This window comes from Bacillota bacterium (assembly GCA_013178415.1).
Lineage (GTDB): Bacteria > Bacillota > SHA-98 > Ch115 > Ch115 > Ch115.
The window spans coordinates 25,769-49,950 of record JABLXA010000011.1 but is presented as its reverse complement, the minus strand read 5'-3'; the positions used below and the strand labels follow the sequence as shown (position 1 = coordinate 49,950).

Annotated in this window: 22 protein-coding genes; 13 read left to right on the top strand and 9 right to left on the bottom strand. The window is 52.8% G+C overall.

Annotated features, from left to right (window positions below):
* Nucleotides 1–175: 175 nt before the first annotated feature.
* The 9 genes from HPY52_10150 (at nucleotide 176) to HPY52_10110 (ending at nucleotide 12,518) form a co-directional block, all read left to right on the top strand.
* Complete coding sequence (locus tag HPY52_10150) at nucleotides 176–1,681, top strand: efflux RND transporter periplasmic adaptor subunit (protein NPV80619.1); 1,506 nt, start codon at nucleotides 176–178, stop codon at nucleotides 1,679–1,681.
* A complete protein-coding gene (locus HPY52_10145; protein ID NPV80618.1) occupies nucleotides 1,678–2,409 on the top strand; it encodes an ABC transporter ATP-binding protein in 732 nt (243 codons plus the stop codon). Before HPY52_10150 ends, HPY52_10145 begins: the two co-directional genes overlap by 4 nt.
* A 64-nt stretch (nucleotides 2,410–2,473) precedes the next feature.
* A complete protein-coding gene (locus tag HPY52_10140) occupies nucleotides 2,474–3,688 on the top strand; it encodes an FtsX-like permease family protein (protein NPV80617.1) in 1,215 nt (404 codons plus the stop codon).
* A gap of 157 nt (nucleotides 3,689–3,845) precedes the next feature.
* The gene (locus HPY52_10135; GenBank protein NPV80616.1) at nucleotides 3,846–6,359 is read left to right on the top strand and encodes a SpoIIE family protein phosphatase; all 2,514 of its coding nucleotides are present in this window, start codon (nucleotides 3,846–3,848) and stop codon (nucleotides 6,357–6,359) included.
* A 183-nt stretch (nucleotides 6,360–6,542) separates the two neighbouring features.
* Nucleotides 6,543–7,979, top strand: a complete 1,437-nt coding sequence (gene tilS, locus HPY52_10130; protein NPV80615.1) for a tRNA lysidine(34) synthetase TilS — start codon at nucleotides 6,543–6,545, stop codon at nucleotides 7,977–7,979.
* Between the two features lie 269 nt (nucleotides 7,980–8,248).
* Nucleotides 8,249–10,138 (top strand): ATP-dependent zinc metalloprotease FtsH, encoded by a 1,890-nt coding sequence (locus tag HPY52_10125; protein NPV80614.1) that lies wholly within the window; start codon nucleotides 8,249–8,251, stop codon nucleotides 10,136–10,138.
* A gap of 79 nt (nucleotides 10,139–10,217) precedes the next feature.
* On the top strand, nucleotides 10,218–10,736 hold the full coding sequence (locus HPY52_10120; protein ID NPV80613.1) for a transcription repressor NadR: 519 nt from the start codon (nucleotides 10,218–10,220) through the stop codon (nucleotides 10,734–10,736).
* Nucleotides 10,737–10,936: 200 nt separating this feature from the next.
* The gene (gene ftcD / locus HPY52_10115) at nucleotides 10,937–11,839 is read left to right on the top strand and encodes a glutamate formimidoyltransferase (protein NPV80612.1); all 903 of its coding nucleotides are present in this window, start codon (nucleotides 10,937–10,939) and stop codon (nucleotides 11,837–11,839) included.
* 181 nt (nucleotides 11,840–12,020) lie between these two features.
* Nucleotides 12,021–12,518 (top strand): ECF transporter S component, encoded by a 498-nt coding sequence (locus HPY52_10110; GenBank protein NPV80611.1) that lies wholly within the window; start codon nucleotides 12,021–12,023, stop codon nucleotides 12,516–12,518.
* Nucleotides 12,519–12,545: 27 nt separating this feature from the next.
* Here the strand turns inward: HPY52_10110 and pheA are convergent, their stop codons facing one another.
* The 9 genes from pheA to aroH all read right to left on the bottom strand — a co-directional run bounded on the left by pheA (nucleotide 12,546) and on the right by aroH (nucleotide 21,299).
* Nucleotides 12,546–13,457 (bottom strand): prephenate dehydratase, encoded by a 912-nt coding sequence (pheA, locus tag HPY52_10105; protein NPV80610.1) that lies wholly within the window; start codon nucleotides 13,455–13,457, stop codon nucleotides 12,546–12,548.
* Complete coding sequence (aroQ, locus tag HPY52_10100) at nucleotides 13,454–13,897, bottom strand: type II 3-dehydroquinate dehydratase (GenBank protein NPV80609.1); 444 nt, start codon at nucleotides 13,895–13,897, stop codon at nucleotides 13,454–13,456. The genes pheA and aroQ overlap by 4 nt, the downstream gene beginning before the upstream one ends.
* On the bottom strand, nucleotides 13,891–15,546 hold the full coding sequence (gene aroB, locus HPY52_10095; GenBank protein ID NPV80608.1) for a 3-dehydroquinate synthase: 1,656 nt from the start codon (nucleotides 15,544–15,546) through the stop codon (nucleotides 13,891–13,893). The genes aroQ and aroB overlap by 7 nt, the downstream gene beginning before the upstream one ends.
* A complete protein-coding gene (locus tag HPY52_10090) occupies nucleotides 15,540–16,664 on the bottom strand; it encodes a chorismate synthase (protein ID NPV80607.1) in 1,125 nt (374 codons plus the stop codon). Before HPY52_10090 ends, aroB begins: the two co-directional genes overlap by 7 nt.
* Nucleotides 16,665–16,672: 8 nt before the next feature.
* Nucleotides 16,673–17,590: a shikimate dehydrogenase gene (locus HPY52_10085; protein NPV80606.1), complete on the bottom strand. Its 918-nt coding sequence runs from the start codon at nucleotides 17,588–17,590 to the stop codon at nucleotides 16,673–16,675.
* Nucleotides 17,571–18,893: a 3-phosphoshikimate 1-carboxyvinyltransferase gene (gene aroA / locus HPY52_10080; GenBank protein NPV80605.1), complete on the bottom strand. Its 1,323-nt coding sequence runs from the start codon at nucleotides 18,891–18,893 to the stop codon at nucleotides 17,571–17,573. The genes HPY52_10085 and aroA overlap by 20 nt, the downstream gene beginning before the upstream one ends.
* 63 nt (nucleotides 18,894–18,956) lie before the next feature.
* Nucleotides 18,957–19,853 carry a prephenate dehydrogenase gene (locus HPY52_10075; GenBank protein ID NPV80604.1) on the bottom strand — a complete coding sequence of 299 codons (897 nt, stop codon included), beginning with the start codon at nucleotides 19,851–19,853 and terminating at the stop codon, nucleotides 18,957–18,959.
* A gap of 21 nt (nucleotides 19,854–19,874) precedes the next feature.
* A complete protein-coding gene (aroF, locus tag HPY52_10070; protein ID NPV80603.1) occupies nucleotides 19,875–20,891 on the bottom strand; it encodes a 3-deoxy-7-phosphoheptulonate synthase in 1,017 nt (338 codons plus the stop codon).
* Nucleotides 20,892–20,909: 18 nt separating this feature from the next.
* Entirely contained in the window at nucleotides 20,910–21,299 is a 390-nt protein-coding gene (gene aroH, locus HPY52_10065; GenBank protein NPV80602.1) for a chorismate mutase, read from the bottom strand.
* A 296-nt stretch (nucleotides 21,300–21,595) separates the two neighbouring features.
* Between aroH and folP the strand changes: the two genes are divergently transcribed.
* From folP to HPY52_10045, 4 genes are read left to right on the top strand one after another with little or no spacing between them, the layout of a single operon-like run.
* Nucleotides 21,596–22,816 carry a dihydropteroate synthase gene (gene folP, locus HPY52_10060; protein NPV80601.1) on the top strand — a complete coding sequence of 407 codons (1,221 nt, stop codon included), beginning with the start codon at nucleotides 21,596–21,598 and terminating at the stop codon, nucleotides 22,814–22,816.
* Entirely contained in the window at nucleotides 22,809–23,177 is a 369-nt protein-coding gene (folB, locus tag HPY52_10055) for a dihydroneopterin aldolase (GenBank protein NPV80600.1), read from the top strand. Before folP ends, folB begins: the two co-directional genes overlap by 8 nt.
* Complete coding sequence (folK, locus tag HPY52_10050; GenBank protein NPV80599.1) at nucleotides 23,174–23,674, top strand: 2-amino-4-hydroxy-6-hydroxymethyldihydropteridine diphosphokinase; 501 nt, start codon at nucleotides 23,174–23,176, stop codon at nucleotides 23,672–23,674. The genes folB and folK overlap by 4 nt, the downstream gene beginning before the upstream one ends.
* Nucleotides 23,675–23,708: 34 nt before the next feature.
* Nucleotides 23,709–24,152 carry a DMT family transporter gene (locus HPY52_10045; GenBank protein ID NPV80598.1) on the top strand — a complete coding sequence of 148 codons (444 nt, stop codon included), beginning with the start codon at nucleotides 23,709–23,711 and terminating at the stop codon, nucleotides 24,150–24,152.
* The last annotated feature ends 30 nt before the right edge of the window (nucleotides 24,153–24,182 follow it).

The following is a 24,182-nucleotide window of genomic DNA, read 5'->3' as shown; positions in this document are numbered from 1 at the left end:
ATCAGCGCCTGACGAAATGAATAAAACTCGATATGATTAGTCTAAAGGTACCGGTTTTGGAAATAACAGCAATCAAGGCCGCATGGGCACGGGGTCACCTCCGTGCCAAGCAAAAGAAAGGAGGCAGGCGCATTCCTCCTTCCAATAAATCGGGGGCAATCCTGCGCCGGATCTTGTGAAAAGGTTGATAGCAGGGATTTTGATAATAGGTATCATCATCAGCGGGAGCGTCCTCCTTGCGAGGCGGACAAAGGGGGCGACAGGCACTCTTGTGGAAATCGGGACGGCGAGAAAGGGTGCATTTCAGGTTACAGTTTCGTGTTCTGGCGAGATAAGATCCGTCAAGTCATTGGAAATACGGAGCGCAGTCACCGGAACGATCGAGAGGATCCTGGCGCAAGAGGGAGATCAGGTGAAAAAAGGGCAAGATTTACTTGTCTTTGATACCCGCGACCTTTCCATACAACTCAATGAGGCAAAGGCAGCGGTAGCTGGAGCTGAAGCGGATCTGGCAGAATTATCCCTCGCCCCTGACGGGCGGGATCCTCAAGTTGAGCAGGCCCGGGCGCGACTGGCGTCTGCGATGGCAAGATTACAGGACGTGGAGTCAGGTCCCAGTAAGTCACAGATTGCTCAGGCCAAGGCGTCCCTGGATGAGGCATCGGTGGCCCTTTCCGAGGCTCGGAAAAGCCTTGAGGTCACTAAAGCCCTTTTCGCCGAAGGGGCTGTGGCAAAGAATACGCTCGATGAGGCGGCGTCCAAGGTCAAGACGGCTGAAGCCAGGCATAGAGCGGCGAAGGAACAATATGAAGAGCTGCTCAAAGGACCTGATGAAGCGGATATCGCCATCGCTAAAGCTGAGGTAAAGGAAGCAAAGACTGCCTTGGCCGCGGCTCAGGATGCAGAGCGTGATAAAACCCGGCGCAGGTATGCCGCTGAGATGCGCCTCAAGCAAATGAAGGCGTCCTTGAGCGCCATCCAGGCCAGAATTGCGGCGGCCATTGTGAAGAGCGGCATCGACGGGGTTGTAGCAAATATGCTGGTCAAGGAAGGTCAGCAGGCGCAAGAAGGTATGCTGCTTATGAATATCCTGGATCTAAGCCGCCTTCTTGTAGAAGCCAGAGTAGATGAGGTTGATATTCCCAAAGTCCGTCCCGGCCAATGGGCGGTGATAACTGTAGACGCGGTTCCCGGGACCGAATTCCGTGGGAAGATAGTTAAGATCTCCCCTACGGCGGTAATGGACGGTTCTGTCCCCAAATTCAAAGTTGATATAGAACTCGAGGGCGGGGCCGCGATTCTGAAGCCAGGCATGGGAGCGGATGCTGAAATCACAGTGTATCAGCGAAAAGATGCCATCCTGGTGCCAAGCCAGGCCATTGTGGAACGCGAAGTTGATAGGCCCGAGGCTCATTTTGGCGGGGCCTCTTCCCGCTTGAGGAAGGTAGTCTTCAAAATAGAAGGAGATCGTGTGCGCGAGGTCCCGGTAAAGGTCGGGATGGAGACCGCTCTCGATGTGGAGATCCTCGATGGAGTGAGCGCTGGAGATAAGATCGTAATTGGTGACTACAGGGCATTGAAGAACCTCAAGGACGGGGATCGAATCAGGGCCAAGCAGGAAAATAAGAGTGGAGCCGCAAAACAGAGAAGTGGCCTCCAGGTAGGGGTGGCGCCTTCATGAGTTCTTCGGGTAATGCCATTGAGATTGTCAATGTAACAAAGATCTACAATTCTGGCGAAGTGAAGGTCCATGCATTGAGGGGCGTCTGTCTTACTGTCTCATCCGGTGAGTTCATCGCCATCATGGGACCTTCTGGGTCCGGGAAGTCTACGCTCATGAACATAATCGGCTGCCTTGACAGGCCGACCTCTGGGTCATATTTGCTCGACGGGAAGGAAGTTTCCACTCTCTCGTCCGATGAACTGGCCGAGGTGCGAAACAAGAAGCTGGGCTTTGTGTTTCAAACCTTCAACCTTTTGCCCAAGCTTACAGCCGTGGAGAATGTGGAGCTTCCCCTTGTTTACGCCGGTGTGAGTTTAAAGGAAAGACGGGAGAGAGCCATGGCTGCGCTGCGTGCCGTAGGACTCGGCGATAGGTGGGGACACAGGCCAAATCAGCTTTCCGGAGGCCAGGCCCAGAGGGTTGCCGTGGCACGAGCGCTGGTAAACAATCCTTCTATCATCCTGGCGGATGAGCCGACCGGCAACCTTGATTCAAAGTCAGGCAAGGATGTCATGAATCTGCTAATGGAGATGAACAAGACCGGGATTACGATAGTGATGGTGACTCATGACTCAACCATTGCGAGCTTTGCGGAGCGGGTCATATACATAAGAGACGGAGAGATCGTGCCAGAATTGTCAGGCATTCCCCCCGAGCCAGGCGCTCTCGGCACAAGGACCTTGTGATACTCGCCTTATCATCGATATTGCCGAAGGAGGAAGATTGCACATTCTGCATCTTTGCAGGCTGTTGCAGATGTCTATGGGCTTTAGAGATTATCTTCGTCTGGCGCTATCTAGTCTCTATCAGAATAAACTCAGGTCTGCGCTGACCTTGCTGGGGATAGTCATCGGAGTGGCCTCGGTGATAACCATGGTGTCTATAGGTGAAGGCGCCCGAACAGAAGTGACAAGCCAGCTCGAGGGATTGGGATCAACTATGTTGTTCATCCAGCCCAATTACTTCGACCAGGATGTAATGATGGGGCAGGTTGTCACAATATCTCCGGAAGATGTCGAGCTTCTTAGGCAATCCTCTCCGGCTCTAGTTTATGTGAGTCCCCAGATAACGGCAAGAGGCGTGATCAAGTTCGCAAGTGAAGAGAAGAAGACAACCATTGTATGCACCAATGATGAACTGGCCTGGATGCAAGGACTTGCCATGGATGAAGGCAGATTCTTCTCCCAGTCTGATATTCAGAGCAGGCGCGCAGTCGTCGTGCTGGGACGCGATCTTGCGGATTACCTCTTTGGGAATATGGATCCCCTTGGACGGCGCGTCCGGGTAAATGACACCATCTGTAGCGTCATTGGCATTATGAAGAAGAGAGGACAAAGGGCTTTCTCCGGGGGAATGGATACCGAGGATATGTACGCTTACCTTCCCATCACTCTGGCCAGGAGGGCCCTGGGTGTCGATCAGGCGCAAGTTGTGTTGACCCAGGCGAAAGATGTCAACTCGGTCAGAGATGCCAAAGAACAGATGGAGAACTTCCTCCGACGCAGATTTGGTCGCGGTCATAAATTTCGTGTCGAAAGCGCTGAGTCGATGCTGGAATCAGCTAAGATGATCCTCGGAATATTGACGGCCATTTTGGGCGGGATAGGAAGCATATCTCTCCTGGTAGGCGGAATTGGTGTGATGAATATAATGATGGTCACCGTGACGGAACGTACGCGTGAGATCGGGATACGAAAGGCCATCGGGGCCAAAAATAGCCACATATTACGACAATTTGTCACGGAAGCCGTAGTCTTGTGTCTGGTTGGCGGAATAGTAGGTATACTCCTGGGCGCTATAGGCGCGAAGATTGTGTCGGCACTGTCTCCCATCCCGGCCGTCGTTTCTCCTTTTGCGATAATCATCGCATTCGCGTCCAGCAGCCTTGTGGGCCTTATCTTCGGGGTATACCCCGCATATAAGGCTGCAAACCTGGATCCTATCCAGGCTTTGAGGCATGAATGATCCTTTCGACTGACCTCATGTTTTGAAGGATTTCTTGAAGGCTTGTCGCATAATCGCTGACTCCGGGGGACATAAACCAACACGTTCCTGAGAGGGGTCCGTGTTATAATCTGCCTCGGAAGATAAATCTGAATGCCGAGGCAGGAGGAACGGGGAAATGCTATCTGGTGCCAGGAAAAGGAGCGCCTGGAGCAGGAATTTCAAAACCGGGTCAAGGCGAAATGTTGCACTGAGTATTTTGGGACAAGCTCCGTTTCGGATGTCATTCATTTGCTTTTTCATGGCATTCTTACTGTCGCGCGGGAGTCTCCTGGGTTTCATTTGGCCCTTTGGGTTGGCCTATTATGCGGTTGCCGTGGCATACTGGCCTCATTTTGCCCTTATCTCTACCCTGGGGGTCTTTTTGGGCAAACTATCATTGGGATCCATGACAAACGCCCTGGGCGCGCTTCCGCAGCTTTTCCTCATATGGTTTGCCATGACGCGCGCTTTGCCGGATAAGAGGGGATCCAGGTTGATCCCTCTTGTAGTCATGTTGATCGGTAGCGCGGCCGGGACTCTGATGCACGCCTTCATGGGCACGCTGGATGTGGGTCTTATTCCTACGTTATTCGAGAGTTTCATCGCTGCCTGTCTCTCATTCCCTCTCTCGTTCTTCGTTCCCAAGATTCCTTCACTGGGATATGCACAGGGCCTTGGATGGCATGAAAAGATAGGCATGACAGTTTTGGCGGCCGGGATGATCATCGGGATGGGGACGCTGACCCTCTGGGGGATTTCACTTGCGGGGGTCATCGCGGGGGCGGTGGTCATCCTTGGGTCCGCTAAAGGAGGGGTAGGGGGCGGCACCATTTCGGGGGTAATCATGGGCACGGCTCTCAGCCTGTCAAATGCAGTTCCCTTCCCCCTGACTTCCGCCTTTGCTGTCGGAGGGCTTATATCCGGAATTTTCAGTTCTTATGGGAAACTGATAATGGTCCTGGCATTCTTTCTAGGGGCCGGAATCTTCTCCCACCAGGTCCCCAATGCAACAGGTGTTCTGCCTTTCATCTGGGGACTTGCCATCTCTTCTATTCTCTTTGTCGTTACGCCAAAGAGATGGCTCTGGTTGATTCCCGGGTTTGAGAAGGAGCTATCGCCCAGGCGTTCCGCAGATGTCTCTATATATCGGGATAATAGATCTATCACTATAGCTTCGCGCAAACTTGACCAGGTGAAAAGCATTTTCGATGAACTCGCTCGCGATCTGGCGGCGGTGCCGGACCTTAGCGGAATCTCAGATAGAGCGTTACTGGTCTCGCTTTTGAACGACATTTCTCGTCTTGCCTGTCATCGCTGCGGCGCCTATCTTACCTGCTGGCGCGACAATTTCCACAGGACCTACAGGAACTTGGTGGATTTGCTGGCCCTTGCGGAGTTGAAGGGCGTGTTATCGCCAATGGATGCGCGGGAATCTACCGGTTCATGGTGCCACCAGAGCGACCGGATATCGCAGGCTGTGGCCAGTTGTCTCGAGAGCTGGCGTATGAAGATGAGGTCAAGGGGTTTTCAACAGGAACGCAAGATCATTTCATTGCAGTTGAAGGGAATCTCAGAAATCATGCAGGGTCTTGTGTCAGAACTAGAAACTGCCGCCTATTTTGATGCTGCCAGGGAGAGCGCGTTGCGTAAGGAACTCAAGGGTGTCGGGCTTCCGGTAAGAGCGATTTCCGTAACACGGCATTTCGGAAGGTACTTTGAGATCGTGGTAAACATGGATAAATGCGGAGGAGTGGCAGAATGTCGAAGGGCGCTTCTTCCGGTGCTCAAAAATATACTGGGTGAGGATCTCTCTGTCTCTCAGACGAGTTGCGGTTGGGCAAGCGGGAGGCCATCCTGCGAGCTCAGAATCATACCTTCCGTCCGGCTCAAGGTCCAGGCCATCCAGGTGCGGCAACCCAAGCCTGGCAGCAGTGTTTGCGGCGATACTTCATATATAGCGGAGCTCCCTGATGGACGCGTGTTGATGATCATAAGCGATGGTATGGGCTCAGGGCAGGATGCCGCCATCCAGAGCCGGGCTGCAGTCACCATGCTCAGGCGCTTGATCGAGGCCGGTTTTGGACACGAGTTTGCGGCAAAGACGACGAATTCCCTCCTGCTTCTCAGATCACCTGGAGAGACTTTTGCGACAGTCGATCTTGCGGTAATAGATCTTTACACGGGTGAGGCCGAATTCATCAAAATAGGATCATGTCCAAGTTATATAAGACGCCGGCGCGGCGTCGATGTGATAAAGTCTCAATCCCTACCTGCTGGGGTGCTGAATTCCGTGGATGTGGAAAAGAGCGCCACGAGGTTGAGGCCGGGGGACCTGCTGATTATGGCTAGCGACGGTATAGGGGACCCCCGCGTCCTTGGAAGCGATCGTGAGGGAATAATTGCCAGGATCTTGAGAAAACTCCCGCCTGACGATCCCCATGCGACCGCTCAGGCTCTGATGGACAAGCTCTCCAAGGGAAGGGAAAGAGGTTTCACCGATGACATAACTCTCATCGTCGCGAAAATATCATTGCGCTCCGAACGTCAACGTCCTTCCTCGGGTAAAAATGAATTGCGCGTCGCGGGCTCTGAAAATCAGCCCAATGATACTCCATTCGAATCCTATAGTCAGGTAGGTTGGTTTGCTTAAAGAAGGATATTTTGGGCGCTTTGTGGAAAGTTAAAGGTCAAGCAGATTTGCCCGGGATGAGGCAAGAGGCAATGAAATAAGATGCTGCCAACATTGGGCGCCCAAAGCAGGAGATTTGTGAGGGTGTTCCGGTAGAAGGTTGTAGAAGGTTTTTGAAACAGGGATATGGGATTTATTGAAAGAGTGCGCAAGGAAATAGAGAGGCATAAGATGATCCGTCCGGGAGAGCGCGTGATTGTCGCCGTCTCAGGTGGACCGGACTCAGTCGCCCTCTTAAACGTCCTCCATACTCTCGCGTCGGAATACAGGATCTCGCTGCATGTGGCTCATTTCAATCATCAGCTGAGAGGTCTCGAAGCCGAGCAAGATGCTAGATTTGTCGAGGATCTGGCCAGGGGGATGGGCCTTCCTGTCACGGTGGGAAAAGGGGATGTGGCAGCCTATTCCGAGCGGCAGGCATTGTCAATCGAAGAAGCGGGGCGGGTGCTTCGATATGACTTCCTGCGTTCGGTTGCTCGCGAGATAGGGGCAGATGCGATCGCGTTGGGGCATAATTGCGACGACCAGGCCGAGACCATCCTGATGAGGATTCTCCGCGGCGCCGGGAGAGCGGGCCTTGCGGGCATTCCTCCGGTGAGGGAAGAGGCGCTCTCCCTTGTAGGACATGAGGAAACGCGGGTTATAAGATTTATAAGGCCGTTTCTTGGAATCTTGCGAGAGGAAATAGAAGCATATTGTAGAACCCGGGGCCTTGCAACAAGGCTTGACCGGACCAATCTCGAGCCAGAGTATCTTAGGAATAAGATACGCCTCGAGCTGATTCCATTCTTAGAGCGCGAGTACTGTCCCGATCTCAAGAAAAGGCTCTCGGTAATTGCTGAGATCATGAGAGAAGAGGATGAATATCTAGATAGAGAGGCTCAGGACCATTTCGAGCACGTCTTGAGCGACAGGAGTGAATCTTCCCTGGAGATTTCGGTGAGTCATCTTCTTGGCCTTCCATGGGCCTTAAGACGTCGCATCATCCGGCTTGCGTTGCAGGAGATCCTCTCATCCCTCCGGGATATTGATTTCCGCCATATCGAGGATGTCCTGGATCTTGCGTGTTCTGGCAGATCGGGGCTAGGAATAGATTTGCCATGTCGCGTGAGGGTGTCGAAGGAATATGATAGGCTAGTCCTCGAGAAGAATCGGCTCCAGGACCGAGGCTATAGAGATAAGTCTGAGTGGTCTTTAGATCTCCCTGGGGCGGTAGATATCCCACATGGTTTCAGGATAGCTGCTGAGGAAATTCCGCGGGAGGAGTGGGAGAAGAGGGTCGGGATAGGAGAATATGATGCCTATTTCGATCTTGATCATATTACCTTGCCCCTTCTCATCCGTTTCCGTCGTCCAGGCGACCGTTTCCAACCATTGGGGCTTGGTGGGGCTAAGAAGCTGAAGGACTTTTTCATCGATGCAAAGGTGAGCAGGAGGATAAGAGACACAACCCCTTTAGTGCTGAGCGGGAACGAGATTATATGGGTTGTCGGATTTCGGATTGATGAGCGATTCAAGGTGACCCGTGAAACGGCCCGTGTTCTCCATCTTTCGGCAAGTCGCATACAGATAGCCGAATGAGGGCGGCAAGTGCTCGGGTATGTTCCGTATCTAAACTGGAACAATGGGGTAATTCGCTTCATGAACATTGTAGACAATTGGCAATCCGGTGGCGCTGTGCTATAATAGCCTTGGCGTAGGGATTATCCATTGTTTACATGTGTCTGCCAATTGGGCAAGGCGCCTTTAGACGGAAAACTGCAAGGAGGTATTCTTTGTTGAATAGAGCATTCAGGACCCTAGGGCTATGGCTTCTGCTGGGTCTTATAACGGTCTCTCTCGCAAGCAACATGTGGGGGGCTAGAGAACAGCCAAGAACTATCAGCCTTAGTCAGTTTTTGGATAGGTGGATAGCTGGAGACGTCCGGGAACTGCATATAGTCGGCGAACATTTCGTTCGGGGAACACTTCGAGATGGGCGCGACTTCCAGACTTATGCGCCGGATATCACGCTTTTGACAGATAAATTGAAGCAGCAACCCGAGATATTGAAACAGGTAGAAATAACTGCTGAACCCGCTCCGACTCCGCCCTGGTGGGCAGCCATCTTGCCTCAGGTTGTCGGCATGCTTTTCTTTGTCGGGTTGTGGATTTTCCTCTTGAACCAGATGCAGGGAGGGGGAAACCGGGCTATATCTTTTGGCCGGAGTCGCGCGCGGCTTCATGTTGAAGAGAAGGGGAAGACCACCTTTGCAGACGTTGCAGGCGTTGATGAAGCAAAGGAGGAGCTTGCCGAGGTCGTTGAATTCCTTAAGCATCCCAAGAAATTCATCGAACTCGGGGCGAAAGTTCCCAAGGGCATTTTGCTCGTAGGACCTCCGGGCACGGGAAAGACCTTGCTTGGCAGAGCTGTGGCCGGCGAAGCAGGCGTGCCATTTTTCATAATCAGCGGGTCTGATTTCGTAGAAATGTTTGTCGGTGTCGGCGCGGCCAGGGTTCGCGATCTTTTTGATCAGGCCAAGAAGAATGCCCCATGTATCGTGTTCATAGATGAGATCGATGCTGTGGGGCGTCAGAGGGGCGCAGGACTTGGCGGCGGCCATGACGAACGTGAGCAGACCTTGAACCAGCTCCTCGTCGAGATGGATGGATTCGAACCCAATAATGGGATCATCGTGCTTGCAGCTACCAACAGGCCGGATGTCTTGGACCCGGCATTGCTCAGGCCCGGGCGGTTCGACCGTCAGATCGTGGTGGATATGCCGGATGTGAATGGACGTGAGAGTATATTGCGCGTCCATTCCCGAGGCAAGCCACTGGCGCCTGATGTCGATCTGAAGACCCTGGCCAGAAGGACGCCGGGATTCACTGGCGCGGACCTTGAAAATATGTTCAATGAGGCTGCGCTTCTTGCGGCCAGACGCGGCAAGAAGAGAGTATCGATGGTTGAGTGCGATGAGGCCATCGATCGAGTCGTGGCGGGTCCGGAGCGCAAGAGCCGCGTCATGAGCGAAAAGGAGCGCCAGCTTGTAGCTTACCATGAGGGTGGTCATGCGCTTGTGGCCAAGTCCCTTCCTGACGCAAATCCAGTTCATAAGGTGTCTATCATCCCGCGCGGGAGGGCCGGTGGATATACATTGATGTTCCCGGATGAGGACAGGTATTTTCTGACCAAATCGGAGATGCTGTCCGAAATTACGGTATTGATGGCCGGACGAGTGGCTGAGGAGATTGTATTTGGTGAAGTCAGCACCGGTGCGCAAAACGACCTGGAAAGGGCGACCAAGATGGCGCGCAAGATGGTGACTGAATACGGTATGAGTGAAAAGCTGGGCCCTCTTACGCTGGGCGGACGCCATGAAGAAACGGTGTTCCTGGGAAGGGATATAGCCAGAGAGCGTAACTACAGTGAAGAAATCGCCGCTGCTATAGACAAGGAAATCCATGAGATTATAATGAATTGCTACAACAAGGCGCGGACGATACTGACAAACAACAGGGCGAAGCTGGAAAGATTGGTGGCATTGCTGAAAGAGAAGGAGACCATTGAGGGGAAGGAGCTGGAGGCCATCCTCAACGAGGCCGATGAAATGCCCCAGAGTGCAGGGATGCATGGTGGCGAAGCGATGGACGATGGCCGGGCAGCAGCTGTAACCACGGGGCCGGAGGCGCAGGGCGGTTCCGGTGCCAAGGAATCTCGCAAACCCAGGATACTTGCGGAGAATCCAGGAACTGCCTGAGGCTCGAGTTTGAGGTTCTTTTATCATTCGAACCATTTCAAAGCAATAGTGTCGGAAACGCAGGGGTAGAGGTATGGATTTGTCATCTGGCAGCAGGCGACAAAAGATAGTCGAGGTGCTCAAAGATCGGGGGGAGCCTGTTACAGGCTCAGATCTTGCTGCTTCCCTAGGAGTTTCGCGCCAGGTAATAGTTCAGGATATAGCTTTGCTTCGCGCCAGGGGCGAAAAGATCCTATCTACCCCGCGCGGATACCTCCTTGCAGGCAAGGTCATCCCCGGGCTCGCGACGCGGGTTATCGCCTGTAAACATACAAGGGAACAGCTGGCTGATGAACTCCACACTATCGTTGCCCACGGCGGGCGCATTATTGATGTGATCGTCGAACATCCACTTTATGGAGAACTTAGAGGCATGTTGATGATCGAATCGCATAAAGATGTAGAGGAGTTCGACAGGGCGCTGACCGAGAGTGCCGCGAAACCTCTTTCTGCTCTGACCGAGGGAATGCATTTGCATACAGTGCAGGCAGCCAGTGAGGCGGCGCTGGACGGGGTTGAGGCTGCTCTGGAGGCTAAGGGATACCTCTTGAGTGAATAGTATGATTCCGCCGCAGTCAGGCTTATACCGTTCCGGCGGTCCCGTGGGGTGATCGATCATGGCCAGGGTGGTCGATTTCGCCCGGGATTCGTCGGGCGTTTTTTATTGATGACCATGGTGGTCGCGTATGACATCATCAACCATCTAATTCCGAAAGCGTAGTAGATCTTCGTGGTTCTATATCATAGGGGTTGAGATAAATGAAGCTAGTAGAATGTGTTCCAAACTTCAGTGAGGGTAGGCGGGAGGATGTCGTCCGGGCGATTGTGGCCGCCATAGGAAGCGTAGATGGCGTGCGGGTTCTGGATTATTCCATGGATTACGACCATAATCGCTCAGTGGTTACTTTCGTGGGAAAGCCGGAGGCCGTGAAGGAAGCCGCGTTTCTTGGGGTGGCCAAGGCGGCAGAATTGATCGATATGAATAAGCATCGCGGCCAGCATCCGCGCATTGGGGCCGCCGATGTGGTGCCATTTGTGCCAATCTCAGAGGCTACAATGGACGAGTGCGTCGAGCTTGCCAGGGAATTGGGCCAAATGGTGGCAAATGAATTGAGGATCCCAGTCTATCTCTATGAACGGGCGGCTCTCAACCCGGCGCGCAGGAACCTCGCGGATATCAGGAAGGGTGGTTTTGAAGGTCTTAGCCGGGAGATACAGAGTCCTGAAAGGCGCCCGGATTTTGGCGCGCCCGAGATGCATCCCACCGCTGGAGCAGTTGCCATAGGGGCTCGAGATTACCTGGTTGCATTCAATGTCAACCTGGGGACTGATGACCTGGCCATAGCCAAGAGGATCGCCAGGGCCGTGAGGGGTTCCAGCGGCGGGCTCGTGAACGTGAAAGCCCTTGGCATCAAATTAGAGAGCAGAGGCATTGTGCAGGTCTCAATGAATCTCACCGATTTTAGAAAAACTCCGATACATCTGGTCTTCAACCTCATTAAGGCTGAATGCGAAAGGTATGGCGTGCAAATAGTGGGGAGTGAGATCGTAGGGCTTATCCCACAAGAAGCCCTCCTTGACGCGGCTGTTTATTTCCTCAGGCTGAATAATTTCATGCCTGAGCAGGTGCTAGAAAACCGTCTGAGCAAGATTTCCGTCTAAACCGGGATTGCGGTGATGTTCCCCCTGATCAGTTAGTGTGAAAATATATGTCAAGACACTTGACAAGACAGATTTTAATGGTTATCATCAGCTTAGCATCTCTGGAACCCCTTTAGGCCACCCCTGTAGTGCCGGCGGTCGCCAGTGAGATGCGCATTTTGCCATGAAAGGATTGATAATCATGAAATCTCGCGAGCTGATATGGGGGGCTTTGCTCGCCGCGCTTTCCTTTATGATCCCGGTATACTTTGGAGGATTGTTGACAGTTCCCATTCCGCCATTTACCGCGACACTTGCATCGCATGTTCCAGTGATGATCTCGATGCTGCTTGGCCCATGGGTAGCCATAATGGTCGGACTTGGTTCGGCCTTTGGGTTCTTGCTCAAGCTTGGCCCTGTCATCGCGGCCCGCGCTGCAATGCACGCGATCTTTGGACTCGTGGGGGCCATGATGATACGCAGGGGAAGGACATTTGCCGAAGCACTTGCTGTAACAGCTCCTATTCATGCAGGCCTCGAGGCCCTGATTGTCCTGCCTTTTGGCTTTACGCTGGTCAAGGCCGGGTCAGTAGTCTTTGTCGGGACATTTTTACATCATATAGCTGACTCGCTCATCTCGCTCACTGTCGCGCGGATAGTAGGGCTCACCGGCAAGAAAAAGATGCTGCGAACAGCGTAGATCGCCCTCTGAGCGAACCTGATAGATTCATTGTCCAAGTGATTTGGACTTTGACCATTCTGGATAAGACCCAAGGATTTTCAAGTAGGAAGTCTTGGGTCTGAGCCCCATGATGGCGTCTGCTACATCGGCATCATCCTTATGTCCCTGGCAATCGACAAAGAAGATGTATTCTCCAAGCATTCGCTTTGTGGGGCGTGATTCAATCTTGGTAAGATTGAGAGATCGTTTAGCGAATTCCTCCAGTATGGAATAGAGAGCTCCCGGTCGATCGCGCATCGTGGAAAAAGCGATAGAAGTCTTGTCGCGGCCGGTGCTCCGGGTGTTTGCGGACTTCGCCAGCAGGACGAAACGTGTTTCATTCTCCTGGACATCTTGGATGTCAGTATCTATGACCGAGAGGCCATATAGTTCCGCGGCTCTTAGCGTCCCTATAGCCGCGGCTACCGGTCCTGAGTCCTTTCGAGATGAGACCTCGCGTGCAGCCTCGGCTGTGCTGGTGGTTGCTCTTTCGCGGACACCTGGAAAGCGTCCGAGTATGTAGTTTCTACATTGGGCAAGGGCCTGCGGATGGGAAAGAATCTCCTCGACGGGCCTTGATCTGTTAGATTCCCAAATCAGGAGGTTGTGGCTCACCGGTATCGTGATCTCACATTGAATGAAGAGGTCTTCAGAACGCACTAGCAAGTCCAGAGTCTCTGATACTGAGCCCTCGATGGAGTTTTCTATTGGGACTACTGCCGCCGGGAGCGAACCATTCTCCACGGAAGTGATCAATTCCCTTATGGTCCGGCCCGGGATGAGAGACGAAGCCGACAGGCCGGAGACTACGCCAGATCGAACCAGGCGTATTGTAGCTTCCTCACAAAAACTGCCGGGCGGGCCGAGGTATCCAATGGATAAGTCATTCTCTTTACTTTCATGGTACTCATGTATCATTCCACGTCACCCCCATCTGACGCCAGAAATTCCAGGGCCAGAATATATCCCATCGGGCCCAGGCCGATTATCTGGCCCTTTGTCACAGGCGCCGTGACCGAGGTGTGCCGGAATTCTTCCCTCGCGTGAATGTTGGACAGGTGGACCTCGATGGCCGGTATTTTCACAGCTGCTAAGGCGTCTCTTATAGCATAACTGTAATGGGTATACGCTCCCGGGTTTATGACGATCCCTGTCGCCCACCCAGCAGCTTGTTGTATTGCATCGATTATCTCGCCTTCATGATTTGATTGGATGATCTTGAGGGTAATGCCCTTACCTTGCGCATAGTCCAGCATTCGCTGATTTATCTCATTCAGGGATGCTCTTCCATATATTCCTGGTTCTCGCTGCCCCAGGAGATTTAGATTCGGCCCGTGGATCACCAGTATATTCAGCATAGCATCTCCTCCAGAAGAGACCGGATAACAACATCTGATATTTCCATCTCCGTGACTTCACCGATTCGTCTGGGCAGGATAAACCTCAGTTTGCCGCCCTTTGCCTTTTTGTCGAGGGCCATATGATCCATAAGCTCTTGGATCACCTGCGATCTCTTTTCCGCCATGGCCGTCTGGTCTCGAACCTGACCAAGATGTTCCCTTATCTCAATAGGAAGCCCAAATCCCCCCAGCAGTCTTTCGAGCTTTGTAAGATCCGCTGCTGGCGCAAGGCCAAGCCTTATGGCGAGCCTCATGGCAGCCATCATGCCAAGGCTTATCGCCTCGCCATGCCTGAGCGTTCCATACCCTGCCAGAGCCTCGATGGCATGCCCGATCGTATGGCCGAAATTGAGATAGGCCCTGATGCCATGGTCCCGTTCGTCCTGGCTTACGACCTCTGCCTTGATACTGCAGCAACGATATACAAGATCCGTGAGGAGATCTGTATCCCGGCGTAGAATGGCTTCTATATTTTTTTCCAGGTAGGTGAAGAAATGTGAATCCCAAATTACTCCATACTTCACTACCTCAGCCAGGCCTTCCCGGTACTCGCGTTCAGACAAGGAGAGAAGAGTGCCCACGTCTGCGATGACTACCGTAGGCTGGTAGAATGCGCCTATCAAATTCTTCGCTCTCGGATGATTTACCGCAACCTTCCCCCCTACGCTGCTATCGACCTGGGCAAGGAGAGTGGTTGGCACCTGGATGAATCTTATGCCGCGCATATAGGTGGCTGCCACAAACCCTGCCAGATCCCCCACCACCCCGCCTCCGAGGGCGATCAAAATGGTGTCGCGGCCCACCCCATGAGAAGCCATGAAATCATAGACAGACATGACCTGGTCCATTTCTTTGAATTGCTCTCCATCGCCAATCTTATATTGAAAGGCGCTGACACCATGCCTTGAAAGGATTTTCTCCAGGCGATATCCATAAAGCTGCGACAGCAGAGGGTTGGTTATTATGATGGCCCTTGACCCGGGAGCAAGGGCTGATACGATACGGCCAGTTTTGGCCAATATTCCGGCCCCAATATGGATAGAATATGGCGGCGAAACTTCGACCTCCACAATCTGTTCAACTGAGTGATTATCGGGCATGTTGAATTTGCCAAGGAAGGCGCAGATCTTATCCACCGCTTGATCGGGCGACAGCTGCGTAGTGTCCAGATAAAGATCGCCAGATTTATAGTAATCTTCTCTTTCCTTGAGTAAAGCCGTGATCCTCTCGAGTTTCCCATCGCCAGCAAGGAGGGGTCTGGTAGAATCTTCCCCAACTCGTCTGAGGATTTCTTCCGGGGAGGCTGAAAGCATTACGACGATTCCTGATGAATCCAGGATTTCCCGATTTTTTGAACTTATAACAGCGCCCCCGCCCAGGGCGATCACAATACCGCGCAGTTCCGCGAGTCTTTCGATGGCCTCCTCTTCGAGTTTGCGAAAGTAAGACTCCCCATATTTGGCGAATATCTCACTCACCTTTTCCCCGGTGGAATCTTCAATGAACTGGTCAACATCCACGAAGGGGCGCCTGAGTTTCTGCGCTAGTTTCTTCCCCACGGTAGTCTTACCAGAAGCCATGGGACCAGCTATCGCTATGTTCAACATCCTGCATCCCCACCTGTCGCTGGGGTTGTCATATACTCCTCTATCCCTTTCAAGTATCCAGCGAAATTTCGGCGCATCTCCTCGAGGCTGTCCCCGCCGAATTTGTCAATGAAGGCTTCACATAAAGAAAGCGCCACCATGGCTTCCGCTACAATGGAGCATGCTTGCACTGCGCATACATCCGAACGCTCGCTATGCGCCGGGGATGGCACCCCGGAAGCGATATCCACCGAATTCAGGGGGTTTCTGAGGGTCGGAATGGGTTTCATAGCCGCGCGGACCACTACAGGCTCACCATTGGTTACACCACCCTCGAGGCCTCCTGCATGGTTTGTCTTTCGATAAAACCTGCCATCAAAGTAAATCTCATCATGCACTTGTGATCCAGGGTACCTGGAGGCTTGAAACCCAAGCCCGATCTCTACACCTTTCACCCCGGGAATGCTCATGACCGCCTGAGCAATCCTGCCGTCCAGTCTCTGATCCCATTGGATATATGATCCGAGGCCTACGGGAACTCCAGTGGCTATGACCTCAAAAGTTCCTCCAAGAGTGTCACCTGTTTCCTTAGCCCTATCGATGGCGGCGATGATCTGCTGCTCAGCCTTTGCACTGATTCCGCCAATATCCAGCACGCGGCTTTCTATCTGGATGCCGAACTCCGCCAAAAGTATTCTGGCGATGGCTCCGGCAGCAACCCTGGCTGCAGTCTCTCGGGCGGAAGCCCTTTCAAGAACATTCCGTATGTCATGATGGTCGTACTTCAGAATGCCTGCGAGATCCGCGTGCCCTGGCCTTGGAACCGTAACAGGGATGGATTTCCCCGCATCCGCCGGGTCGTGCGACATCACCTGCTTCCAGTTTTCCCAATCCTTATTCCAGATCAATAAGGAAATAGGGCTTCCTAGCGTGATTCCATGCCTGATTCCAGATATTATCTCAACGCGATCATGTTCGATTTTCATCCTGTCCCCGCGACCGTAACCCGCCTGTCTCCTGGCAAGTTGGAGATCTATCCCATCGTTGGAGACTCTGAGGCCCGCAGGGATCCCTTCCATGAGGGCGATGAGCCCCTTCCCATGGGATTCACCTGCAGTATAAAACCTGAATCTACCCACCTGCGTTCCTACCTTTCCACTGAGATCTCAAGCGCCCTGCGCATGACTTGCACGGGAGCCTCCTGGTTCATCCACAACTCAAAAGCTTTAACCCCTTGATAGAGAAGGATTGAAAGGCCCAGGACCGTCCTGGCGCCAGCCATCTCAGCTATCTCAATAAGCCGTGTCTTGCCTTTTGGCATTCCGCGCCTATAGACAAGATCGCAAACTACCATATCCTTGCGAATAGCCCCAGGATCATCTACGATACAGTCTCCCGCAGATTTGAGGCCTACAGACGTGGCATTTATGAGAAGGCCCGCGTCTTTCATAAGGTCCTTCAGTTTCGCCAGCGGAAACGCCTTGCACACGGTCGCATGATTTACTACTTTTTCAGTCTGCTGCGGCGTGCCTAACTGGACCTCAGCCCTTCTCACCTGTTCAGCCAGGTCCTCTGCCTTGTTCAGGGTCCTGTTCACTATCAATATTCGTGCCGCTCCGGCCCCTGCAAGGGTCAGCGCGCAAGCTCTTGCAGCGCCCCCAGCCCCGGCGATGACCACTTCTTCGCCCTCGGGCTCATATCCCGCGTCCTCAAGCGCTCTTAGCAAGCCGTAGCCATCCGTATTATGCCCTATCAGCCGCCCGTCCTGGTTTATGATGGTATTCACGGCGCCGATCCTTTGAGCGTCAGGGGAAAGTGAATCCATCAGGCCCAATGCTTCCACCTTGTGGGGCACGGTGACGTTAGCGCCGACCATCCCCAGTCCGCGGATACCGGCCATTGCGTCCGCCAATCTTTCCTTTTGCACCTGAAAAGACATGTAGCAGATATTGAGCCCGAGATGCCTGAATGCTGCATTATGCATGGCTGGCGAGAGGCTATGCGCGACAGGGTATCCCAAAAGACATACTAGTTTTGTACTGCTATCAATTCCCCGTAAGGGCATCAAGGGTCTCCCAAAATCCTGGGAATGAGATATCAACGCATTCAGCTCCCTCTATGACAATTGGTTCAGATGAAATCAGGCCTGCTATCGCCAAGGCCATGGCAACTCGGTGATCGCCATGGCTCGAGCAAGTGACGCCGCCCCTTATTGGCGTCTTGCCCGAGATCACTATTCCATCCGGAAGCTCCCGGACCCTCCCTCCGATTTTCGTAAGCTCAGAGGCAAGAGCTGCAATCCTGTCACTTTCCTTTGCCCTTAACTCGCCTGCCCCCCGGATGATGGTTTCCCCTTCGGCCTGAGTCGCCATCACGGCAAGAATAGGTATCTCATCTATCACACCCGGTATTGCAGGGCCTTCAATTGTAATGCCTTTTAGCTGTCCGTAGGATACGGCGATATCCGCCACTGGCTCTGGCCCATCAGAACGTTCATCGAGATATTTGGCTTCATTGCCCATGGATCTCAGGCAGTCGAGGAAACCAGCGCGCGTTGGGTTGATCCCCACGTCACGCACGACTATAGACGATCCGGGAACCAGCGCAGCGGCTGCTAATAGAAAAGCTGCCGAAGAGATATCGCCAGGTATGAAGATCTCTTTGCCGCTGAATTCCTTATTTCCATCCACGCTCACCGTATGCTCGCCACCACCAAAGCTTTCGTGCACCTGGATGCCGAAGAACCTCAGCATTCTCTCTGTATGATCCCTCGAGATTGCCGGCTCCACCACTGTGGCTCCACCGCCGAGCAATCCCGCAAGCAGGATGCATGATTTGAGCTGCGCGCTGGCGACAGGGGCGTTCCATGTGATAGGACGGAGAGCCGCTCCCTTGATGGCCAGGGGAGCATATTTTGAGCCGCCCCGTCCAAATATGGTCGCGCCCATTTCTCTGAGAGGTTCGATGACTCTAGCCATAGGACGCCGCCTGAGAGATGCATCACCAGTTATCACGGAAAAGAAATCCGAAGAGGCCAGGACTCCCGCCATAAGCCTGATTGTGGTCCCGGAATTGCCTGCGTCCAGCACATCTTGCGGCTCTTGAAGGCCGGATGGGCCCTTGCCATGGATCAGAATCATGTGCTGGCTCATGGACTCAGCTTCTTCTTTGATATGTTTGACCTCCACTCCTAGATCTCTGAGGCATTGAAGAGTGCTCTGGCAGTCTATGCCGCTGGCATAACCATGAATTATAGTGATACCATGGGCTATTGAGCCTAATATGGCTGCGCGATGAGATATTGACTTGTCCCCGGGAACCCTGATTTCCCCCTTGAGCGGGCCACAAGATGATACTTGGCGGTTCAAAGAAAAACTCTCCCCTCCGATCAGGATCTACATACTAAGATTTCGGCTCCACGAGACCGTAGCTCAATTAGAACTGGGCGGGAACTTCAGAGAATCACGAAATAACTTTATTTCCCTCAGCTTTTGTCTCAGGCCCTCTATATCCTGTTTTCTCACCATGGACATGATCTCCTCTATGATAGAGTTGAATTCAGATGCCATGTTTTCAAGCGCCTCGGGATTTGTGAGGCATATGTCAGCCCCCACCAGAGGATCTCGACTGGCGGTCCTGGTGGAATCCCTGAAACCCCCTGCCATAAGCCGCGATAAACTCGGGAAATCCTGGGACTTTTTGAGCGCTAGCCCTGCCAGGGCGACGGAGCATAGATACGGGAGGTGACTGACGATCGCCACATATATATCATGCTGTTCTGGTTCCATGAAAATCTCTCTTGCGCCAGCCACCCTCACCATCTGGCGCAGGGTCAAGAGTTCTCTGGAATCTTCCTGGATGCCATCAGGCGGGCAGAGCACGTAAGTCGCGCCTTTAAGAAGATCCTTCCGGGCTGCCTCTATCCCGCTTTTCTCAGAGCCGGCCATCGGATGGCCACCTATGTATGTGATGCTCCCGGGAAGCCTTGCAGGCATTTCCTTTGCCAGGTAGGCCTTTGTGCTACCCAGGTCTGTCACAATGCTGCCCGGGCGCATATGTGGCGCTGCCTCTTGAGCGAGGTGCGGCATTTCACGGATCGGCGTCGCCAGCACAAGGATATCGGTGAAAGGGGCGGCCTCCGAAATATCTGCGACTGTTCTGTGAGCGGCATGCTTTTCTATCGCCCTTGCAAGAGTGTCTTTATTTCTGTCGACACCGATGATTTCATATTTAGGCTCATTTTCATAGAGGGCCATCCCAAGGGAACCGCCCATGAGACCCATGCCAACGATGGTCACTGTGAGCCTGCGCGGGGATTCCTCTCCCATTTGCTCAAGCGTCACCTCCTATCAAGCGATCCTTCCTACCGCTTGCGCCACAGGTTTGATTTCATTCATCAGCTGCTCGAAGCCCTCGGGCTTGAGGGATTGCGGTCCATCAGACAGGGCTTTCTCAGGATAAGGGTGAACTTCCACCAGTAAGCCATCAGCCCCGGCGGCCACAGCGGCCCTGCTCATGGGAATGACAAGATCGCGTGATCCAGTCCCATGGCTGGGGTCGACCAATATAGGAAGATGGCTCAGCTTTTTCACCAGCGGGACTGCACTAAGGTCAAGCGTGTTGCGGGTGTAAGTCTCAAAGGTCCGAATTCCTCTTTCGCACAGGATCACCTGATCATTGCCGCCAGAGAGGATGTATTCTGCAGACATCAACCATTCCTCGATGGAATTCGCGAGGCCTCGTTTCAGCAGCACCGGCTTTCGTACTTTCGCGACAGTCTGCAGTAGACTGAAGTTTTGCATATTCCTTGCGCCTATCTGCAATATGTCCGCATACTTTGAGACAAGATCCACGTCTTGCGGGGACAGGACTTCGGTGATCACAGGCAGCCCTGTTCCTTCCCGCACTCTGGCCAGCATCTTGAGACCCTCCTCTCCAAGGCCTCTGAAATTATATGGTGATGTCCTGGGCTTGAAGGCGCCGCCCCTGAGGATGGTCGCGCCTGCGGCCTTGACCTTTATCGCTACTTCCATCAATGTGTCTTCGTCTTCAACTGCGCAGGGACCAGCCATCACGACCAGCTGCCTGGACCCGATCTCTGCCCCATTGTCAAGCTTGACTATGGTGGGCTCGGGTTTGAAATCACGGCTCGCCAGCTTGAATGGATGGAGAATACGGACAACCCTTTCCACGCCTGGGAGCGCTTTGATTGAGTCAGGCAAGATCTGGCGGACATCCCCCACGACGCCAATAATGGTCCTCTCAGAACCTTGAGAGAGGTGAAGAGAAAGTCCTGCCATACTAATCCTCTCCTCCACTCTCTTAATATCTTCTTGAGTTGCGTCACGATTCATAATGATGATCACTTGAATTCACCACCGTGTTCAATCAGGTTGCTCCGGGTCGTTGGAATATTGAGCTAAATCGGGCCTGAGATTTTCTGCCTCTCCCAAATAGACATGTTTTATTTCATCAAGGCGCTTGTCACTGCTGAAAAGGATAAGAATCCTTATGCATCTATCGAGAGATCCTGTGACATCTATCTCGCTGCAGCAGAAAAGAGGCACCAGAGAAAGACCAAGCTCCCTCGCTCCGGCTGCAGGAAAGGCAGCGTCGAGATCAGGGGTCGATGAAAAGATTATGGCTCCTATATCTCCAATATCGATGTGATTTTCGCTTATCATCTTGTTCAGAAGCTCTTTCGTGCCCTCTATGATGGCTTCAGATGAATTCTCTTTGACGACGATCGCTCCCCTTGCACCCCTCAGGCGCATTCCTCAAATCCTCCTCCTGATACCGGACCGGACTTGTATCGGTATATTAATGGTCAGTATACCATGCAATACGAATTTCATCAAGTGGTGGACGAATTTATACGAAAAACTTTTTGTTGGACATCTTGAGATACGATATTTGAATAATATGACATGCATTCGTCGGCTCTTCGCATTGATCGTTCAGGCCCTTTGGATAGAAATGGCCAAACGAATCGCCAGCCTTCTGATCGAGATGACCGAAGAAATCACCAATGCTTGCCATATGGTCATGATTCGCATATAATGAATCTGCTATGAATGTCAATGTCAGGATTATAGATATTCCAAATATAAAACGCGCCCGGGAGGAAATGGAGCGCCTTTCCGTCTCTCCAGAAGGGATCCGGATAATGGCTCCTAAGGCTGTCTTTCGGGCTGTCAAGCTCTCGCAAGTTCCCATAAAAGCTGCCATCCTCCTGAAACAGGAGATGCTGGCAAAAGGGGGCGAGGCCGCGACCAGTGAAGGTGTAGCCAGCCTGTCGGTAGAAGCGGCGGATGTTCTTCTTCTGGGAACCTTGCGCCAGTTTGACGAAGCCCTTGCAACCCTCAAACGACAACCTTTCGGGCTCAGGGAGATTGCTGATAAGATAGAAGAAGCCCTGAGACGATGCGAAAGCCGATATCTCCCTGAGGTTAAATGGAATGAGCATGTATTCCGGCCCGGCGCGCGGACCTATGTTATGGGCATCGTAAATGTGACCCCTGATTCATTTTCTGATGGAGGAAAATACATGGATCCCTTTGCTGCGGTTGAGCATGCCAAAACCCTTGTGGCAGAGGGAGCCGACATAATTGACATCGGCGGCGAATCGACTCGTCCCGGGTCAGAGCGAGTGCCCTGCGATGAGGAACTCAGGAGGGTAATCCCCGTTGTAGAGCGGCTTTCCCGGGAGATAAACATTCCCATTTCGGTAGATACTTATAAGGCGGAGGTGGCTCGCAGGGCGATAGAGGCCGGGGCAAGCGTAATCAATGATATCAGCGCTTTGAGGTTTGACCCGGATCTTGGTCGCGTGGCAGCGGATTTCGGGGTGCCGATGATTCTCATGCATATGTTGGGGGAACCCGGAACAATGCAACGGAATCCCCAATATCATGATGTAGTGTCAGATATTATCTCCTTTTTTGAGGATGCGGTGGAACGTGCAATCTCGGCTGGAATCAAACCCGAGAAGATCATACTGGATCCTGGTATTGGATTTGGAAAGCTCCCCGAGCATAACTTGGAGATCCTGAGACGACTGCGGGAGTTTCGAGCGCTTGGATACCCCATTTTGGTTGGCACATCACGAAAATCATTCATTGCCCGGATAGTTGGGCAGTCTATCGAGGAACGCGATGATGGAACTATGGCAACGGTCGCCCTGGCAATAGCCGGTGGAGCAGATATAGTAAGAGTGCACGATGTAAAGAGAACTGCGAGGATGGTGCGCATGACCGACGCGATAGTCCGAGAGGGGGAGCAAAATGGGTGAAGATAAGATTCTCTTGAAGGACATGGTATTCTATGGATATCATGGGGCTTTTAGCGCGGAGAAAGAATTGGGTCAACGATTTGAAGTGGATGTGGAGATGGTCACGGATCTTTCTCAAGCTGCGCAAATGGATGATGTGGAATTGTCTGTCAACTATGTGGACGTTTATACCCTTGTCAAGGACATTGTGGAGGAGAGGGAGTTCAACCTTATTGAAACCCTGGCGGAGACCATTTGTCAGGAGATCCTGGCTGCCTATGCCGTTCGCGAAGTGACGGTCAGGGTGCGTAAACCTCATGCTCCTCTTGGCGGACTTCTCGGTTATGTTCAGGTGGAGATCACCAGGAGGCCTGAGCAGTGATCGCCTACATTGGCGTTGGCTCTAATCTCGGGGACAGGCAGCGAAATCTCGAAGGAGCACTAAGTCTCGTCCGGAGCTTTTCTGGTATCTGGATTTTACGGACATCACGTGTCTATGAAACTGAACCATGGGGCTACAAAGACCAGCCAAAGTTTCTGAATATGGTGGCGGAAGTTGAGACTTCTCTTGGACCGTTTGACCTCCTTGACGGTCTACTCAATATAGAACAGCGACTGGGGCGCGAAAGGCGAACTCGCTGGGGCCCGCGCGTCATTGACCTCGATATCCTCTTATACGATTCTCTCACTCTGAATGATGAGAAGCTGACTATCCCTCATCCGCGAATGTGGGAACGAGGGTTCGTCTTGGTTCCTCTGTCAGAATTGACTCCCGATCTTAAGAATCCCACCGGGGAAAGCTTGAAAGACATTGTAAGGCATCCCGAAATCAACCAAGGTGTAGCATTGTATGGGAGCCTGAGCGGCTGGTCAGAATAATTCTGATCTTGGTTGTAGGGGGTTTTTGCGAATCTTGTCTGCCAAGATTATGGCGTTAGTAATCGCCTTGATAGCGGGCATACTCATGGCTTTGCAGGGATCGCTGAATTCGCGCCTTGGGAAAGTGGTAGGGCTCTGGGAGACTACCTTCATCGTTCACATATTCGGGCTCGCTACCATTATATTCATCCTTTTTGTCCTGAGGCTTGGAAAGGGGCAGCTTGAGGCGGCGCCTCATGCTCCCTGGTACACCTTTCTCGGCGGCATTTTGGGGGTATTGATCGTCTATGGGGTGGTGACCAGCATTCCCAGGCTAGGCGTTGCGATCGCCACCACCTCCATAATAGTGGGCCAGGTACTTACGGCTTTGATAATCGATCATTTTGGGCTATTCGGACTGGCCAAGATGCCCTTTACCTGGATCAAGGTCTTGGGTCTCGTGCTGCTCGCAGGCGGCGCGAAACTGCTCCTGGGATGAAATCTAGCAGAGCCATTACCAGCCTTGATC

Excerpts from the sequence above, each read along its gene's own strand:
- folP (NPV80601.1), top strand. The coding sequence starts at position 21,596 with ATGAATGTCAATGTCAGGATTATAGATATTCCAAATATAAAACGCGCC.
- pheA (NPV80610.1), bottom strand. The coding sequence starts at position 13,457 with ATGATACATGAGTACCATGAAAGTAAAGAGAATGACTTATCCATTGGA.
- aroB (NPV80608.1), bottom strand. The coding sequence starts at position 15,546 with ATGTTGAACATAGCGATAGCTGGTCCCATGGCTTCTGGTAAGACTACC.
- ftcD (NPV80612.1), top strand. The coding sequence starts at position 10,937 with ATGAAGCTAGTAGAATGTGTTCCAAACTTCAGTGAGGGTAGGCGGGAG.
- HPY52_10135 (NPV80616.1), top strand. The coding sequence starts at position 3,846 with ATGCTATCTGGTGCCAGGAAAAGGAGCGCCTGGAGCAGGAATTTCAAA.
- HPY52_10110 (NPV80611.1), top strand. The coding sequence starts at position 12,021 with ATGAAATCTCGCGAGCTGATATGGGGGGCTTTGCTCGCCGCGCTTTCC.
- HPY52_10145 (NPV80618.1), top strand. The coding sequence starts at position 1,678 with ATGAGTTCTTCGGGTAATGCCATTGAGATTGTCAATGTAACAAAGATC.
- HPY52_10075 (NPV80604.1), bottom strand. The coding sequence starts at position 19,853 with ATGGGAGAGGAATCCCCGCGCAGGCTCACAGTGACCATCGTTGGCATG.
- folB (NPV80600.1), top strand. The coding sequence starts at position 22,809 with ATGGGTGAAGATAAGATTCTCTTGAAGGACATGGTATTCTATGGATAT.
- aroQ (NPV80609.1), bottom strand. The coding sequence starts at position 13,897 with ATGCTGAATATACTGGTGATCCACGGGCCGAATCTAAATCTCCTGGGG.
- HPY52_10085 (NPV80606.1), bottom strand. The coding sequence starts at position 17,590 with ATGCCCTTACGGGGAATTGATAGCAGTACAAAACTAGTATGTCTTTTG.
- aroH (NPV80602.1), bottom strand. The coding sequence starts at position 21,299 with ATGCGCCTGAGGGGTGCAAGGGGAGCGATCGTCGTCAAAGAGAATTCA.
- HPY52_10125 (NPV80614.1), top strand. The coding sequence starts at position 8,249 with ATGTGGGGGGCTAGAGAACAGCCAAGAACTATCAGCCTTAGTCAGTTT.